The organism is Streptomyces sp. NPDC003635 (assembly GCF_053587635.1).
In genome coordinates, this window is record NZ_JBSFOK010000009.1 from 36,470 (window position 1) to 51,891 (window position 15,422).

Below are 15,422 nucleotides of genomic sequence, written 5' to 3' on the forward strand. Positions count from 1 at the left end.
GGAGATCCGGAATGTCCACCACCCACGTAAACACCAACGGGGCGGTGGCGCAGTCCCCCATCCGCGTCAAGAGTGCGGTGTGACAGGGCCGCGGGGCTTTCCGGGAACACGCCGAAGGGCCCCCCGCACCACGGATGGCGGGAGGCCCTTCGGATGGTTCGGCGACCGTCAGGTCAGGAGGCCTTGGCCTTCTCCTCGGTCTTCGGCGCGGCGGCCGCGGGAGCCGGAGCGGGCTTGGCCGCCTCGTAGAACTCCTCGCGCGGCGACTCGAGCGCACCGAGCGCCACGACCTCGCGCTTGAGGAACATGCCGAGCGTCCAGTCGGCGAAGACGCGGATCTTGCGGTTCCACGTCGGCATCGCCAGGCCGTGGTAGCCGCGGTGCATGTACCACGCGAGACGGCCCTTGAGCTTGATCTTCATCTTGCCCATGACGATCATCGCGACGCCCTTGTGGAGGCCGAGGCCCGCCACGGCGCCCTTGTTGGCGTGGCTGTAGTCCTTCTGCGGGAAGCCCCGCATGCCGGAGACCACGTTGTCGCCGAGGACCTTGGCCTGCCGCAGCGCGTGCTGCGCGTTCGGCGGGCACCAGGCGTTCTCGTTGCCGGCCTTGCGGCCGACCAGGTCCGGAACCTGGGCGTTGTCGCCCGCGGCCCAGATGTAGTCGGTGCCCGTGACCTGGAGGGTCGGCTGGCAGTCGACGTGACCGCGGGGGCCGAGCGGCAGACCGAAGCGGGACAGGACCGGGTTCGGCTTCACACCGGCGGTCCAGACGATGGTGTTGGAGTCGACCTCGAGGCCGTTCTTCAGCACCACGTGTCCGTCGACGCAGGAGTCCATGGAGGTGGAGAGGTAGACCTCGACCCCGCGGGCCTCCAGGTGCTCCTTGCCGTACTGGCCGAGCTTGGGGCCGACCTCGGGAAGGATCTTGTCGGCGGCGTCGACGAGGATGAACCGCATGTCCTCGCGGGAGACGCTGGTGTAGTACTTGGCCGCGTCGCGGGCCATGTCCTCGACCTCACCGATGGTCTCGGCGCCGGCGAAGCCGCCACCGATGAAGACGAAGGTGAGCGCCTTGCGGCGGATCTCCTCGTCGGTGGTGGAGTCGGCCTTGTCGAGCTGCTCGAGGACGTGGTTGCGCAGGCCGATGGCCTCCTCGATGCCCTTCATGCCGATGCCCTGCTCGGCGAGGCCGGGGATCGGGAAGGTGCGGGAGACCGCGCCCATCGCGACGACCAGGTAGTCGAAGGGCAGCTCGTACGCCTCGCCGACCAGCGGGGCGATCGTGGCGACCTTGCGGTCCTGATCGATGGTGGTGACCCGGCCGGTGAGGACCTCCGCCTTGGGCAGCACGCGTCGCAGCGGGACGACGACGTGGCGCGGGGAGATGCTGCCGGCGGCGGTTTCGGGGAGGAAGGGCTGGTAGGTCATGTACGACCGGGGGTCGACGACCGTGACGGTCGCCTCTCCGTAGCGCATCTTCTTGAGAATGCGCCGAGCTGCGTACAGGCCTACGTACCCACCGCCTACTACGAGGATCCTGGGACGCTCCGTGGTGCTCATGCCATCGAGTATCCACCCGCCCCTGGGGGGTCGCTCGTGCGCCCCTTCACAAGCTCTTGGAGGGGGTGTGCTATCCTCCGCGACCTGCGTGACCCAGGTCATGGCGTCGACCCGGAACCGCGGTGTAGGGGAGACCGTTGTCAATGCCGCGTGAGCTGCCTCTCTGGGCATCCGGGGCCACGGTGAGCCCTCCGAAACACCCCCGCGCGCCTTCCCCTCCCGGGACCCTTGGCCACCCCTTCTGAACGTGTTCAAGGGGCCGTTGGGGCCCCGGAAGGGCCAACCCGACCCCTTCCGCACCCCAACCGAGCCGAATTCCTTGTGAAGAACTTCACGAAGTTTCCCGACGAAGTGTCGCCCAGGGACCCTCGAGAGCCACTCAAACCATGCTCAGACGGCGACATGACCTGCTCAACCGAGGCTACCGGTGAGTAACAACGGGTGGCAAGGGAGGGCTGGGAGAGCGCCGGGAGAGCGCCTTGAGAGCCCCGGGGGAGCTACGCCACCGACCAGGCGATGCCGTCGAGGATGTCGTGCTCGCTGACGACGACCTCCTCGGCACCGATCCGCTCCATGATCGCCAGCAGGACGAGGGAGCCGGCCGCGATGACGTCGACCCGACCCGGGTGCATCGACGGTACGGCCGCCCGCTCGGCGTGGGTGGACCGCAGCAGCCACTCGGTGATCTCGCGGACACGGTCGCGGGAGACCCGGGAGTGGTGGATGCGGGCCGAGTCGTACTCGGGCAGCTCCTGGGCGATGGCGGACACGGTGGTGACGGACCCGGCGAGCCCCACCAGCGTGTGCGCCTCGCGCAGCGGCACGGTCCGCTCGGCGAGGTCGAGGGCGGCCTCGATGTCGGCGCGCATGGCGGCGATCTGCTCCTCGGTGGGCGGATCGGAGACGGCGCCGTCCCGCACGAGGTGCCGCTCGGTCATCCGCACGCATCCGACGTCGACGGACCGGGCGGCCCGTACGTGCTGCGCGCCGACGACGAACTCGGTGGACCCCCCGCCGATGTCCACGACGAGGTAGGGCCCCGGGACATGGTCGTGCTCGGCGAGCTCCCTGGTGGCCCCGGTGAAGGAGAACTCGGCCTCCTGGTCCCCGCTGATCACCTCCGGCTCGACGCCCAGGATGTCCATGACCCCGCGCACGAAGTCGTCCCGGTTCTCGGCGTCCCGGGAGGCGGAGGTGGCCACGAACCGCAGGCGCTCGGCGCCGTGCTCCTTGATGACCTCCGCGTACTCCCGGCAGGCGGCGAAGGTCCGCTCCAGCGCCTCCGGGGCGAGCCGCCCGGTCCGGTCGACCCCCTGCCCGAGCCGGACGATGGTCATACGGCGGTCCAGGTCGACGAGTTCGCCCGTGACCGGGTCGGTGTCGGCGACGAGGAGCCGGATGGAGTTCGTACCGCAGTCGATGGCGGCGACTCGGGTCACTTGGCCTCCTCCTGAACCGGCGTCACGCACGAGCCCTTGCGCCACCACTCCGGCAGCATCGCGAGCGCCTCGTCCCCGAGCGGGTTCACCCCGGGCCCGGCGGCCAGCGAGTGCGCGACCAGGACGTGCAGGCACTTCACGCGGTCCGGCATGCCGCCCGCGCTCGGGAAGCCCGTGAGCTCCTCGATCTCGTCGCGGCGGCGGATGTAGTCCTCGTGGGCGGCGCGATAGGCCGCGGCCAGCTCCGGGTCGGTCGCCAGGCGCGCGGTCATCTCCTTCATCACGCCGTTCGCCTCCAGCGTGCCGATCGCCGAGTTGGCCTTCGGGCACGTCAGGTAGTACAGCGTCGGGAACGGCGTGCCGTCCGGCAGCCGGGGCGCCGTCTCCACCACGTCCGGCTGTCCGCACGGGCACCGGTGCGCGATGGCGCGCAGCCCGCGCGGCGGCCGCCCGAGCTGCTGCTTGAAGGCCTCGACGTCCGCGTCGGTCGGCTCGGTGCGGGAAGTGGTGGGCGGGGGCGTTTCCATAAGGGCCTTAACAGTCTTTCGTCTTCGTTTGTCGGTCTGCGGTGTCTGCCGGGCGGCGGCGGTTAGCGGTCGGCGGCGTCGGACTTGTCGACCCCGTCCCAGACGTTCGAGTACCAGGGCCGGTCGGCGGCGCCGAGGTCGGTGCGCGTCTGCTTCGCCGCGTCGGGGTCGATCACCACGAAGCCGGTCTCCCCCGGCATCACGTAGTGCAGCCGCTCCCGGATCCGCTGCTCGGCGAACGCGTCGTCCTGCCAGCGTGCCTTGAGATCGCGCAGTTCCTCGACCCGCTCCCGGGCCTGCTGCTGCTGCCGTTCCAGATCCGCGATCTCGGCGCGCTGGGCGACGTACTGCCTTATCGGATAGGCGAGGGCGACGACCAGGGTGCAGACGACCAGGGCGAGCAGGGCCGCGCGGCCGGTGAGCCGGGAGCGGCGGGCCTGCCGTTTGGTCTGGGAGCGGTAGACACGGGCCGCCGTCTGCTCGCCCAGCAACCGGATCCTGGTCGCGGTGGAGAAACGGTCCCGGTCCTTGACGGCCATCTCTCACTCCCGTTCACACACGCGCGTACGTCCCCGCACACGGTACGGGACCGAGTACGGGGACGTACGTACGACTGGCTATGCCTTCAGCAGGCTCAGCCCTTTCCGTGCTTACTGGTTCGCGGAGCGAAACCGGGGGAACGCGGAGCGGCCGGCGTACACCGCGGCGTCGTCGAGGATCTCCTCGATGCGCAGCAGCTGGTTGTACTTGGCGACGCGGTCCGAGCGGGCCGGGGCGCCGGTCTTGATCTGGCCGCAGTTCACGGCGACGGCGAGGTCGGCGATGGTGACGTCCTCGGTCTCACCGGAGCGGTGGGACATCATGCACTTGAAGCCGTTGCGCTGGGCCATCTCGACGGCGTCCAGGGTCTCGGTCAGCGAGCCGATCTGGTTGACCTTGACGAGCAGGGCGTTGGCGGAGCCCTCCTCGATGCCGCGGGCGAGGCGCTCGGGGTTGGTGACGAAGAGGTCGTCGCCGACGATCTGGACCTTGTCACCGAGCTTCGCGGTGATGGTGTTCCAGCCGGCCCAGTCGTCCTCGAACAGCGGGTCCTCGATGGAGACGAGCGGGTACGCCTCGACGAGCTCGGCGTAGTACTCCGTCATCTCGGCGGCCGAGCGGTCCTTGCCCTCGAAGGTGTAGACGCCGTCCTTGTAGAACTCGGAGGCGGCGACGTCGAGGGCGAGGGCGATCTGCTCGCCGGGGGTGTAACCGGCCTCCTTGATGGCCTCGATGATGAGGTCGAGGGCGGCGCGGTTGGACTCCAGGTTCGGGGCGAAGCCGCCCTCGTCGCCGAGACCGGTGGACAGGCCCTTCGTCTTCAGGACCTTCTTGAGGGTGTGGTAGACCTCGGCGCCCCAGCGCAGTGCCTCGGAGAAGGACTCCGCGCCGATCGGGGCGATCATGAACTCCTGGATGTCCACGTTGGAGTCGGCGTGCGAGCCGCCGTTCAGGATGTTCATCATCGGCACCGGCAGCAGGTGCGCGTTCGGGCCGCCCAGGTAGCGGAAGAGCGGGAGGTCGCTGGCCTCGGAGGCGGCGTGGGCGACGGCGAGCGAGACGCCGAGGATGGCGTTGGCGCCGAGGGAGCCCTTGTTGTCGGTGGCGTCCAGGTCGAACATGGCCTGGTCGATCAGGCGCTGCTCGGTGGCGTCGTAGCCGACCAGCTCCGGGCCGATCTGCTCGATGACGGCGAGGACGGCCTTCTCGACACCCTTGCCCTGGTAGCGGTTCGGGTCGCCGTCGCGGAGCTCGATGGCCTCGAAGGCGCCGGTGGAGGCGCCGGACGGAACGGCGGCACGACCCGTGCTGCCGTCGTCGAGGCCGACCTCGACCTCGACCGTGGGGTTGCCTCGGGAGTCCAGGATTTCCCGGGCTACGACGACGTCGATGGACGGCACGAGCATCTCCTTCATGGGATGTGACGCTGGAAGTGCGGGGCACGTGAGCCTTGCGACTAGAGCCTAACCGCCTGAGGGACATCGGCCAGCCGACCGACCGTCCCGTGGACAAGGACAGACGGTACCCATTGTTTCTCGCCGGAACAAAGGATCCGTGAACTACGGGAGAAGAACTGCTCGTAGAAGGACCGCTCACGGAAGAAAAACCCCGCCCCGGTGCGTACGGGGGAACACGCACCGGGGCGGGGAGCCCGTGGGGACGGGGGGTGACCCTCACGAGGCCTCCAGTATGGAGGACTCGCATGGGAGGGCCCTGTGGTTCGGCTACGGGATTACTTGAGGTGCAGCTGCTGACCGGGGTAGATCAGGTCGGCGTCCTCAACGATGTCCTTGTTGAGCTGGTAGAGCTTCTCCCAGCCGCCCTTGACGTCGTGCTCCTCGGCGATGGTGCTGAGGGTGTCGCCCTTGGCGACCTTGTACTCGCCGTCACCCTTCTTGACCTTCTTGCCGGTCGGGGTGGTGACGGTCTTCTTGGCGGCCGGGCGCTCGGCGGAGCGGGAGGCCGGCTGCTCGGTCTCACGCGGCGCCGGGGTGCTGCTCTCGGTGCTCTCGGTGGAGCCGGAGGTGCTGGAGCCACCGCTGTACGTGGCGTTCGACAGGCCGACGCCGCAGTGCGGCCAGGCACCCTTGCCCTGGCCCGCGAGAACCTTCTCGGCGATCTCGATCTGCTGCGCCTTGGAGGCCTGGTCGGCGGTGGAGGCGTAGGCCGTGCCGCCGTACGCGGCCCAGGTGGAGGCCGAGAACTGCAGGCCGCCGTAGTAGCCGTTGCCGGTGTTGATGGACCAGTTGCCGCCGGACTCGCACTGGGCGACGGCGTCCCACTCGGAGGCGGTGGCGGCGGAGGCGTTGCCGGCCGCCATCAGCGGGGCGGCGACGGCGGCGCCGGTGACACCGGCGATGGCGATGGCGCGAGTGGCCTTGGACGGACGACGGTGCTTGCCCTTGCCGGAAAACAGCATGGATCGATCCCCTCACCGACGCCTGCGAGGTGAGCTGTCGGGTTCGGGCCGGTTGAGTTGCCCGGCCGTACACCTTTCGGCGTACGGCTCCACCCCAAGCCGCTCCGGTCAACCGACCGGCGCGGCGCTTACCTTGGGTCCCCCGCTCCTGCCTACGGCGCATGACGCGACGACTGTTCCCGGACGGCCACCGGCAGGATTCGGCGTGCGGCAGTCGGGGCCCGCTGCTTGCGAGCGGTCATGACCGTAGACAGGCGATCCGCGGAATTTCAAAGACGATCAGGGCTTCTGAGACTCATCCCACACTTTCACCAAAGCGGACATTCAGTGCGAAGTGTGACGCGAACTGGCCCTGGTTTTCGACCGGTTAGTCCCCTACTTCAAGGGTCTGACCGGGAGTGATACGGCTGGGGTCGGGACCGATGGCCGACTCGTTGGCGGCATAGAGCCCGCGCCATCCGCCACTGAGGTCAAGGGAGTCGGCGATGCTCGCGAGGGTGTCGCCGGCGCGCACGAGGTACGAACCGTCCGCCCCGCTCTCGTCCGCGGGCTTGCCGCGATGACGACCGACGCCGGTGTCGACGAGGGTGGAATCGCTCCCGACCCAGAGGATGTTGTCCGAGTTGTCCAGTCCGGAGATCCCCGTGAACAGGCCGTCGACCTCACGCGCGGGGTCACTCTCGGAGGAGCCGGACGGACCGGACGAGCCGGACTTTTCGGACGACCCCTTCGACCCATCGGACCCCGAAGGCCTCGCCGACTCGGTGGACTTGTCCGACTTATCCGGTTTTGCCGACTCGGTCGAGCCCGTCGACTCCGCAGAGCCGCTCGACGCTTCGGGCGACACGGAGGCGCCGGAGCCCGCTCCCGAGCCGGAGCCGGAGCCCGAGTCGCCCGCGGACTCGGAGGCGTTACCGCCGAGGGAGTCCAGCAGGCCTGACGAACCCGACGCGTTGGACGAGTTGCCCGATTCGGACGATCCGGGGGAATCCGTCTCTTCCTCGACGCCCGTGTCGATGCCGACCGAACCGGACTTGGCGTCCAGGCCGGAGAGCGGGCCGCAGGTCGGCCAGGCGGCGAGGCCCTGGTCGGCGAGGATGCGCTCGGCGACGGCTATCTGCTGGGAGCGGCTGGCCTGGTCCGCGCTGTCGGCGTACGTCGTACCGCCGTACCGCTCCCAGTTCTCCTGGGTGACCTGGAGACCGCCGTAGTAGCCGTTGCCGCTGTCCTCGCTCCAGGAGCCGCCGCTCTCGCATTCCGCGACCCTGTCCCACGTGTTGCCCTCGGCGGCGCTGGCGCCCGAAGCGCCGAGCAGCGGGATGGCGATGGCGGAGCCGGTCACTCCGGCCGCGACGATGAGAGCCGGAGCCTGGCGGGGGCGACGGTGACGACCGTTCCCGGAGAGCATGCGGGGGCCTTTCGAAGACAGCAGGGACCGGCGCGACGCCCGCCGTGTTTCCGGTGGCGCGAGGCGTCGCGCTGACGAGTGAACGTATCGGCAGACGATCACTTGTCACAAGTTAATGCCGCGCAGATCACGTGAAGATCACGAACTTGAGGGCGTGTCACGTTTGACCTGACGGCTCCTCAGGGGGAGGTGGGCGTGCACTCGACCGGAAGGGGGAGTTCAGGCGCGGGGGCCTGAACTCGGTCGAAGGAGAGCTCAGGCGCCGGGCGTGAACTCGACCGGGAGCGTGCGCAGTCCGCGCATGATGAGGCCGCCGCGCCAGCGCAGGTCGGTGGGATCGGCGGCGAGTCGCAGATCCGGCAGCCGGGTCAGGAGGGTGGCCAGCGCGGTCTGGCCCTCCAGCCGGGCGAGCGGGGCACCCAGGCAGTAGTGGATGCCATGGCCGTAACCGAGGTGCTGGTTGTCGCGCCGGGCGAGGTCGAGGGTGTCGGGCGCGTCGAACCGGGCCGGGTCCCGGTCGGCGGCGGCGAGCACGACCAGCACGGGGTCGCCGGCGCCGATGTCCTGGCCGCCGATGCTGAGCGGCCGCGTGGCGAACCGCCAGGTCGCCAGCTCGACCGGGCCGTCGTAGCGGAGAAGCTCCTCCACGCCGGTCTCGAGGAGGCCCGTTTCCCCGGCGGCCAGGGACTGCTGGAGCCGGGTGCGCTGCTCGGGGTGGGTGAGCAGGGCGTAGGTGCCGTTGCCGATCAGATTGACCGTGGTCTCGAAACCGGCGAAGAGAAGGATGAAGGCCATGGCGGCGGCCTCGTTCTCGGTGAGGTGCTCGCCGTGGTCGGAGGCGCGGATGAGTCCGGAGATCAGGTCCTCGCCGGGGGCCGGCTCGGCGGGCAGCGCCTCGCGCTTGCGGTGGATGAGGTCGGCGAGATAGCCGCGCATCTTCTTCACGGACCGTGCGACACCGCCCCGGGGGCCGCCCTGGTGGCGGATCATCATGCCCGCCCAGTCCCGGAAGTCGTCCTGGTCCTCCGGGGGGACGCCGAGCAGGTCGCAGATGGCGTAGATGGGGAGCGGAAAGGCGAACTCGTGGATGAGGTCGGCGGAGCCCCGCTCGGCGAACCGGTCGATGAGACGGTCGGTCAGCTCCTGCACCCGCGGGGCGAACTCGGCGACCCGGCGGGGCGTGAACGCCTTGCTGACCAGACGACGCAGCCGCGTGTGGTCCGGCGGGTCGATGTTGAGCAGATGCGTCATCAGCTCGGCCTTGCGCTCACCGGGGATACCGGTCTTGCCCTTGGCGTGGGCCGGCTCGTCGTGATGCTCGGGGTTCTTGCTGAGCCGCTGGTCGGCCAGGGCCTGCTTGGCGTCGGCGTACCGCGTGACCAGCCACGCCTCCACACCGCTGGGCAGCCGCGTCCGGTGCACGGGGGCGTGCTCCCGCAGCCAGGCGTACGCCGGGTAGGGATCGGCGGCGAACTCCCAGGTGAACAGCTCGGGGGCCGGGGGGCGGGTGGCTTCGGGGGTGGGGTGGTCGGTCACTCCTTGACGGTATCGGGCGCCGGGGCGGAGCTCGCTTCGAGTGCCGCCTCGCTGTGCCGCAGGCCGAGTGCGACGGCCGTGCTGACGGCGCGCTGGGCCGACAGCTCGGGACCGGGATGCGGGGGCTGCTCCGGGTCCCGCGTGTAGCGCTGCGTCATGACGGCCTCGAAGCCCTTGTCCCGCAGGGCCGCTCGGAGAGCGGGGACGACCTCGGCCGCGGCGGCACCGCCGTTCTGAGCCGCGCTGCCCAGCCAGTGCAGGGCCCGCTCGAGGAAGAGGAATCCGAGTTCCTCCACCGGCTCGGCGGTTCCGGCCTCCACCGCGGTCCGGAGATGGGGGACGGCCCCCTCCGGGTCGCGCTGTTCGAGGAGGAGATACCGGCCGAGCATGTAGGCCATGCTCGGGTCGTCCTCCGCGACCTTGCCCCACCAGCGCCGTGTCTCGCGGTCGTCCTCGGCCCAGGTCGACAGGACGGCGAGGATCAGCGCGGCCTGCTCGTCGCCCGCCTCGGCCGAGACCCGTACGGCCGCGCGGGCCAGCCGGGAGACCTCATGGCGTTCCGGCACTTCCCGCTCCGCCGCCACTCGGGTCACGGACCCCCATATGTGGGGCGTGAGGGCCGACAGGTCGGGACAGCGGTTCGCGTCCGCGACAAGGGTCCCGCTCGCCCGCCAGGTGCCCGCCTCCTCCCCGGGCACGAGCAGCCCGCAGACCCCGAGCCGAGGCCGGGTCGCCCAGTCCAGGTCGTCCTGCGAGGGGGGGCCGTCCAGGACCAGCGGACCGTAGATCGCGCGGGTGTTGATCAGGTGCTCCCACGTCTCCAGCGGCAGACCGCTGGTGAGCCCGCAACGGGCCGCGTCGACGGCGGCGCGCACCAGCAGATGCCCGTTCGCCCGCCCGCCCGGACGGCCGGCCCGCCGCCACTCCTCCCACAGCTCGGGGCCGACCGCGAGGAACTCGGTGACGCCCAGCCCGCCCCGCCACCGGGGGAGGTCCGTCAGCCGCCGGTCGTCCGCCCGCGCGAGACGCGCGAGTTCGGCCTCGCTCCACTCGCGGGTCACATCCACCGTCCGGGCGCCGCGCAGGGCACGGGCCGTCGGATGATCGCCGAAGCGGTGTGTCTCGTACGCGGTGTCCCGCATGGTGGCGAGGACCAGCGCGCCCTCGTGGACGAGCTGCGCCAACGGCCCCGCCACCAGACCCCGTTCGTCGAGATGGCTCTCGAGGTCGTCGAGCCACACCACGTAACCCGTGGCGCGGTCGCGGCCGCGCAAGGCGGCGGGCAGCTCGCGCAGATCCGTCCCGGGGTGGGCGTTGAACAGCCGGGTGCCGTCCTCGGCGTTGCGGTTCAGCGCGGCCCAGGCGGTCATGGTCTTACCGGAGAGCGACTCACCGGTCACGATGACCAGCCCGCCCTCACGCAGCCCCTCGGTGACGAGCATGTCCAGCTCGTCGTCACCGTCGCGCGGAATGTACGGCGGCAGCGTCGCCTCGTCACCGAAGGCGGACACGGGCCGCACGCCCAAGGTCTTGCGACGGAAGTCGAAGAACAGGGGCCAGCTGTCGGCGGTCGCCGCCGGGGCCGCGGTGCCGTAGTTGTTCTGCACGCCGATGACAGGTGCGTGGAAGTTGGCCCGGCGGAAGTCGACGTGGTCCTGGGAGGTGGGCGTGGGAGGTTGGCGAAGGATGGAGTCAACGGCCTGGTCGACGGCACCGTGTGCCTCGGTGGAGGGACCCGGCGTCGGGACCGGAACAGGCCCGCCGAGGACTTCGCCGCACTCCGCGCAGTAGATGTCACCGGCTTCCACCCGGGCGGCACAGGAGGGGCAGGTACCGAGGTCGAGGTCGGGCCTGAAGTCCTCTATGAACTGGTGGACTTCGTTGGCGATGACTCCCCTCCTGAACGCCAGGCGGATCTTGGACTTCCAGATCAACGCCGCGTCCCGGGCGGAGATCGTCCCGCTGCGCACGTCACGCCGGAAGCTGTCCAGCGTCGGGCCCACGTCCTCCTTCATGGCCATGCCGTAGATGTGGACGAACGTCGGCCTGACGCGCTCCTCCCAGTGGTCCGAGCCCATCGACGACACCAGAACCCCGGCCGCCGCACCCGCCAAATCGTCCAACACGCCTGACATTTGAGCCCCCGTGCCCGAACCCGACCCTGGAGGCAACCGTACTAACCTTCACGCCCCCCGTCTTCCAGTCCTTCGGCCACCCGCACCGCGTCCCGGTACGCCCGCCCGGCCGCCCGCAGCGCCGCCTCCGGATCGACGCCCTCCGCCTCGGCACGCACCGCGAGGGCGAGGAGTTCGTAGCCGATGCCCTCGGTCCGCGGCAGCGGCACGTCCAGGCCTGCGGTTCTGACGCGGGAGGCCAGCTTCGCCGCGAGGGCGAGGCCGGGCTGGCCGAGGGGGATGCCGTCGGTGACGGACTCCCTTCGCTTCTCCTCCGCCTTGGTCCGCAGCCAGTGCTCCTTGACCTCCTCGGGGGTGGCGGCCGTCTCGTCCCCGAAGACATGAGGGTGGCGGTGGATCAGCTTGGCGACGATGGTGCCGGCGACGTCGTCGACGGAGAACGGCGCCTCCGGGTCCTCCTCGGCGATCCGGGAGTGGAAGACGACCTGGAGGAGCACGTCCCCCAGCTCCTCACGCAGTTCGTCACGGTCCCCCTCCTCGATCGCCTCGACGAGCTCGTACGCCTCCTCGATGCCGTACTTCGCCAGCCCTTTGTGGGTCTGCTGGGACGACCACGGGCACTCGGCGCGGATGCGATCCATGACCTGGACGAGGTCGAGCAGGCGGGCGCCCGGCAGGTCGTAGGAGGCGGGGAGCAGCTCCAGGTCCGGCATGCTGACCCGGCCGGAGCCGGCGAGGCGGGCGAGGCCGTCGGTCAGCGCCGGGTCGCCCTCGCCGGTCGCCACGACCACGACGGTGCGTCCGCCGGCGCAGGTGTCGACCAGCTCCTGGGCGGTCGGGGCGGCCTCGGTCACCCGTATCCCCGCCTCGCGCAGATACGGCAGCTGAGGGTGCGCGCCGTCCGCGCACAGCACGCTGTCGGCGGAGCGCAGCGCCTGCCAGGCCGGCCAGGACAGCAGGCCGGGGGCGACGCGGTGGCTGGTGGTGAGCAGGACGATACGGCCGGGGTCGGCCGGGGCGGCTGCGGGGCTGGTGGTGTTCACGGTTCGAAGCTAACGCACGGCGGTGACGGGGCCGGTCGGGTTTTCCACAGGTCAGGGTGCGGAGTGTGATCGTATGACCGCACGATGCGGGACAGGGACCTGTGGCAGCGCCCCGTACCGTCCCGCCGCTCCCCGCTACGCCGGCTCCTGCGACCCCGCCGCCGTCACGTCACGCACCCACGGCGTCTTGGCGTCCACACGGCTGCTCTTCTGGACGTCCCAGGTGCCGTAGCGCGGGTTGAGGTCGACGCCGAGCTTCTCGGAGGCCTCGGACAGGGCCTTCCAGAACTCCGGGCGGGTGGTGTCGGTGCCGAGCTTGGCGGCGAGCTTCTGGGCCTCCAGCTGGAGCCGGAGGTTCTCCTCCAGACGCTGCGGGGCCACGCCGTACTCCTGGAGCCACGCCGTCTCCAGCGCCTTCGCGCCCCCGGCCTGCTGCTCCAGGCCGCTGCGCATCTGCTGGATCTCCTTGCGGCTGACGGTGACCCCAGCGTCCTCGGCGGCCTGGTGCAGCACGCGGTCCAGGACCATGCCGTGCAGGGTGTCCCGGGTGAGACTGCCGGTCCGGGCGACGGACTGGGCGTACTGCGCCTCGTCCGTCACGACCGCGCGCTGGGCCGCGCGCACCTCGTTCACCCGGTTCTCCAGCTGGGAGACGGTGATCCGCTGCTCGCCGACGACGGCCGCCGCGCCGGGATGCGCATCGTTTCCGCAGGCGGTGAGCAGGGGCGCCGCGGCGATCGCGGCGGAGAGGAGGAGCGCGGTGCGACGGCGGCTGGTGCGGCTGCTGCGGCGGTGCAAGGGAGCCTCCCGGTCGGAGATTGTGCGACGGTGCACAAAGTCTTGCGGTGATCGATGTTAGGCAGTGGCCAAGCTCTGGCCAACCCATTCGACCAACGATTCACGAGGACTTCGGGCACCGGCGCGCTAGGGCTCGACGCGGTCTCGAGCGCCCGGGGGGAATTCGTTGCCGTCGCGGTCGGAGACCGTGGCGAAGAAGGACGTGGCCCAGACCGTCAGGCACCCGGGCTCGTGGACCGTCTCGAACGGATGGTCGTTCCACTCCCCGTACGAGGTGACGTACGCCGACTCCCCCGGCTCCAGCCAGTAGTCCTGCCCGAACGGCTCCAGCCACAGTTCCAGCCGTGCGTCGCCGCGGTTGTGGACCAGCATCGGCACCGGGTTGCCCAGCCGCCGGATCGCCTCGAAGCTCAGGTCCCCGGCTCTGGGCATGTTGGCGTCCAGCGGCGCGAGGATCCGCTTGATCGCCTTGCGAGCGGCTCTCTTCCGGCGCCGCCCCTCAGCCACGCACCTGCCCCAGCCACTGCAGCGTCCGCCTGATGTCCGCCGCCAGGGGGTGGCCGGGACCGTGCAGGCGTTCCACGTCGTGCAGGAGGCGTACCAGGGTGTCGTGGGCGGCGGCCCGGTCGCCGAGGGCGAGCAGGAGGTGGCCGATGCGACGGCGCACGTCGTGGGCCGTCTCGGGGTCGCCGGACACGTACTGGTTCTCGTAGTACGGCAGCAGCGCCCTGAACTCCGTCAGCGCCGCCGCCGGATCGCCGAGCTGTTCCAGGCACTGGGCCACGTCGTAGCGGAAGCGCAGCGCCTGGGGGTCGGCCTGGCCCGCCTCGGCGGCGCGCTCGGCGGCCAGGGCGCGCAGGACGGGCAGCGCGCGCCGGTACTGGCCGTCGTCCATGAGCGTGGCCGCGTACTGCTTGCGCAGGGTGCGCACCACCGGGGAGTGCTCGCCGTGCTGCTCGGCGGCGACCGGGAGGATCGCGCCGAGGATGTCGACGGCCTGGGTGATGCGGCCCTCGCCGAGGAGGCGCTTGACCTCGTCGACCGCGCGGGCGACATCGGGCTTCTCCACGGCGGGCGGGACCGGCGCCGCGGGCTGGGGCGCGGGGGTGCGCGCGCGGTCCGGCCAGGGGGCGTGCGGGCGCAGGAAGGGGCGGGTGGGGTCGAGGGGCGCCCCGGTGGGCATCCCGCGCGCGGGCAGCAGCGCCGCCAGGTCCTCGTACACCTCCTGCGCGGAGGCCGGGCGGTGCTGCGGGTCCTTGGCGAGCAGGCGCAGGACGAGCGCCTCGAGCGCCTCGGGCACCTCGGGGCGCATCCGGCGCACCGGCAGCGGGGGCTCGTACAGATGCCGGTGCAGCACGCCGAGCGCCGTGGAGCCGGCGAACGGCACGTCACCGCTGAGGAGTTCGTGCAGGAGCACACCGAGCGCGTACAGGTCGGTGTACGGCCCGACCGCGCCGCCCATCGCCTGCTCGGGGGCCATGTAGGCGGGCGAGCCGATGGGTGTGCCGGTGTGGGTGAGGCGGGTGGTGTCGGCGTCCATGACGGAGGCGACGCCGAGGTCGAGGACGGTGACGGTGCCGTCCTGCTTCACCATCACGTTGCGCGGCTTGAGGTCGCGGTGGACGATCGGCACGGCGTGCACGGCGCTCAGCACGGCGCACAGTTGCGCGGCGACCGCGACCGCCCACTGCCAGGGGTACGGATCGTGCTCGGCGAGATGGTCGGAGAGGTCCGCGCCGTCGACGTACTGCATGACGAGGAACAGCTCCTCGCCCTCGGTGCCCGCGTCGTGCACGGTGACCAGGCCGGGGTGGTCGACCTGCGCGGTCACCCGGCACTCGCGCAGGAAGCGGCGGCGCAGCTCGTCCGCCTCCTGCCCGGCCACCTTGTCGGGGCGCAGCAGCTTGACCGCCACGCGCCGGTCGAGCCGTTGGTCGTACGCCGTCCAGACCTGGCCCATGCCTCCCTGCCCGATGAGCGTGGACAGTTCGTAACGGCCGGCGACGACACGCCCT

General features: G+C 70.9%; 13 protein-coding genes and 1 riboswitch. All 13 genes read right to left on the reverse strand.

Translation table 11 applies throughout. The features are described 5' to 3' along the window. Positions 1 to 173: 173 nt before the first annotated feature. The 13 genes from ACWDRW_RS11370 to ACWDRW_RS11430 all read right to left on the reverse strand — a co-directional run bounded on the left by ACWDRW_RS11370 (position 174) and on the right by ACWDRW_RS11430 (position 15,394). Positions 174 to 1,562, reverse strand: coding sequence for an NAD(P)/FAD-dependent oxidoreductase (locus tag ACWDRW_RS11370; RefSeq protein ID WP_451722192.1), 1,389 nt, complete (start codon positions 1,560 to 1,562; stop codon positions 174 to 176). 497 nt (positions 1,563 to 2,059) lie between these two features. After that, on the reverse strand, positions 2,060 to 3,001 hold the full coding sequence (locus ACWDRW_RS11375; RefSeq protein WP_451722194.1) for a Ppx/GppA phosphatase family protein: 942 nt from the start codon (positions 2,999 to 3,001) through the stop codon (positions 2,060 to 2,062). Further along, positions 2,998 to 3,528, reverse strand: coding sequence for a DUF501 domain-containing protein (locus tag ACWDRW_RS11380; protein WP_451722195.1), 531 nt, complete (start codon positions 3,526 to 3,528; stop codon positions 2,998 to 3,000). Before ACWDRW_RS11380 ends, ACWDRW_RS11375 begins: the two co-directional genes overlap by 4 nt. 62 nt (positions 3,529 to 3,590) lie before the next feature. After that, positions 3,591 to 4,067 carry an FtsB family cell division protein gene (locus ACWDRW_RS11385; RefSeq protein WP_451722197.1) on the reverse strand — a complete coding sequence of 159 codons (477 nt, stop codon included), beginning with the start codon at positions 4,065 to 4,067 and terminating at the stop codon, positions 3,591 to 3,593. Positions 4,068 to 4,178: 111 nt separating this feature from the next. Beyond that, a complete protein-coding gene (gene eno, locus ACWDRW_RS11390) occupies positions 4,179 to 5,468 on the reverse strand; it encodes a phosphopyruvate hydratase (protein ID WP_451722408.1) in 1,290 nt (429 codons plus the stop codon). Positions 5,469 to 5,800: 332 nt separating this feature from the next. Beyond that, entirely contained in the window at positions 5,801 to 6,487 is a 687-nt protein-coding gene (locus tag ACWDRW_RS11395) for a transglycosylase family protein (RefSeq protein ID WP_451722198.1), read from the reverse strand. Between the two features lie 4 nt (positions 6,488 to 6,491). Continuing rightward, positions 6,492 to 6,657: riboswitch (cyclic di-AMP (ydaO/yuaA leader) on the reverse strand. A gap of 197 nt (positions 6,658 to 6,854) precedes the next feature. Then, a complete protein-coding gene (locus ACWDRW_RS11400) occupies positions 6,855 to 7,895 on the reverse strand; it encodes a LysM peptidoglycan-binding domain-containing protein (protein ID WP_451722199.1) in 1,041 nt (346 codons plus the stop codon). Positions 7,896 to 8,150: 255 nt separating this feature from the next. Next, positions 8,151 to 9,431, reverse strand: coding sequence for a cytochrome P450 family protein (locus ACWDRW_RS11405; RefSeq protein WP_451722201.1), 1,281 nt, complete (start codon positions 9,429 to 9,431; stop codon positions 8,151 to 8,153). Beyond that, the gene (locus ACWDRW_RS11410; RefSeq protein ID WP_451722203.1) at positions 9,428 to 11,557 is read right to left on the reverse strand and encodes a hypothetical protein; all 2,130 of its coding nucleotides are present in this window, start codon (positions 11,555 to 11,557) and stop codon (positions 9,428 to 9,430) included. Before ACWDRW_RS11410 ends, ACWDRW_RS11405 begins: the two co-directional genes overlap by 4 nt. A gap of 50 nt (positions 11,558 to 11,607) precedes the next feature. Then, positions 11,608 to 12,609 carry a nucleoside triphosphate pyrophosphohydrolase gene (locus tag ACWDRW_RS11415; RefSeq protein ID WP_451722204.1) on the reverse strand — a complete coding sequence of 334 codons (1,002 nt, stop codon included), beginning with the start codon at positions 12,607 to 12,609 and terminating at the stop codon, positions 11,608 to 11,610. 135 nt (positions 12,610 to 12,744) lie between these two features. Beyond that, a complete protein-coding gene (locus tag ACWDRW_RS11420; RefSeq protein ID WP_451722205.1) occupies positions 12,745 to 13,407 on the reverse strand; it encodes a SurA N-terminal domain-containing protein in 663 nt (220 codons plus the stop codon). Between the two features lie 126 nt (positions 13,408 to 13,533). Then, positions 13,534 to 13,914 carry a hypothetical protein gene (locus tag ACWDRW_RS11425; RefSeq protein ID WP_451722207.1) on the reverse strand — a complete coding sequence of 127 codons (381 nt, stop codon included), beginning with the start codon at positions 13,912 to 13,914 and terminating at the stop codon, positions 13,534 to 13,536. Further along, the gene (locus tag ACWDRW_RS11430) at positions 13,907 to 15,394 is read right to left on the reverse strand and encodes a protein kinase domain-containing protein (protein ID WP_451722410.1); all 1,488 of its coding nucleotides are present in this window, start codon (positions 15,392 to 15,394) and stop codon (positions 13,907 to 13,909) included. The genes ACWDRW_RS11425 and ACWDRW_RS11430 overlap by 8 nt, the downstream gene beginning before the upstream one ends. Positions 15,395 to 15,422 lie beyond the last annotated feature (28 nt).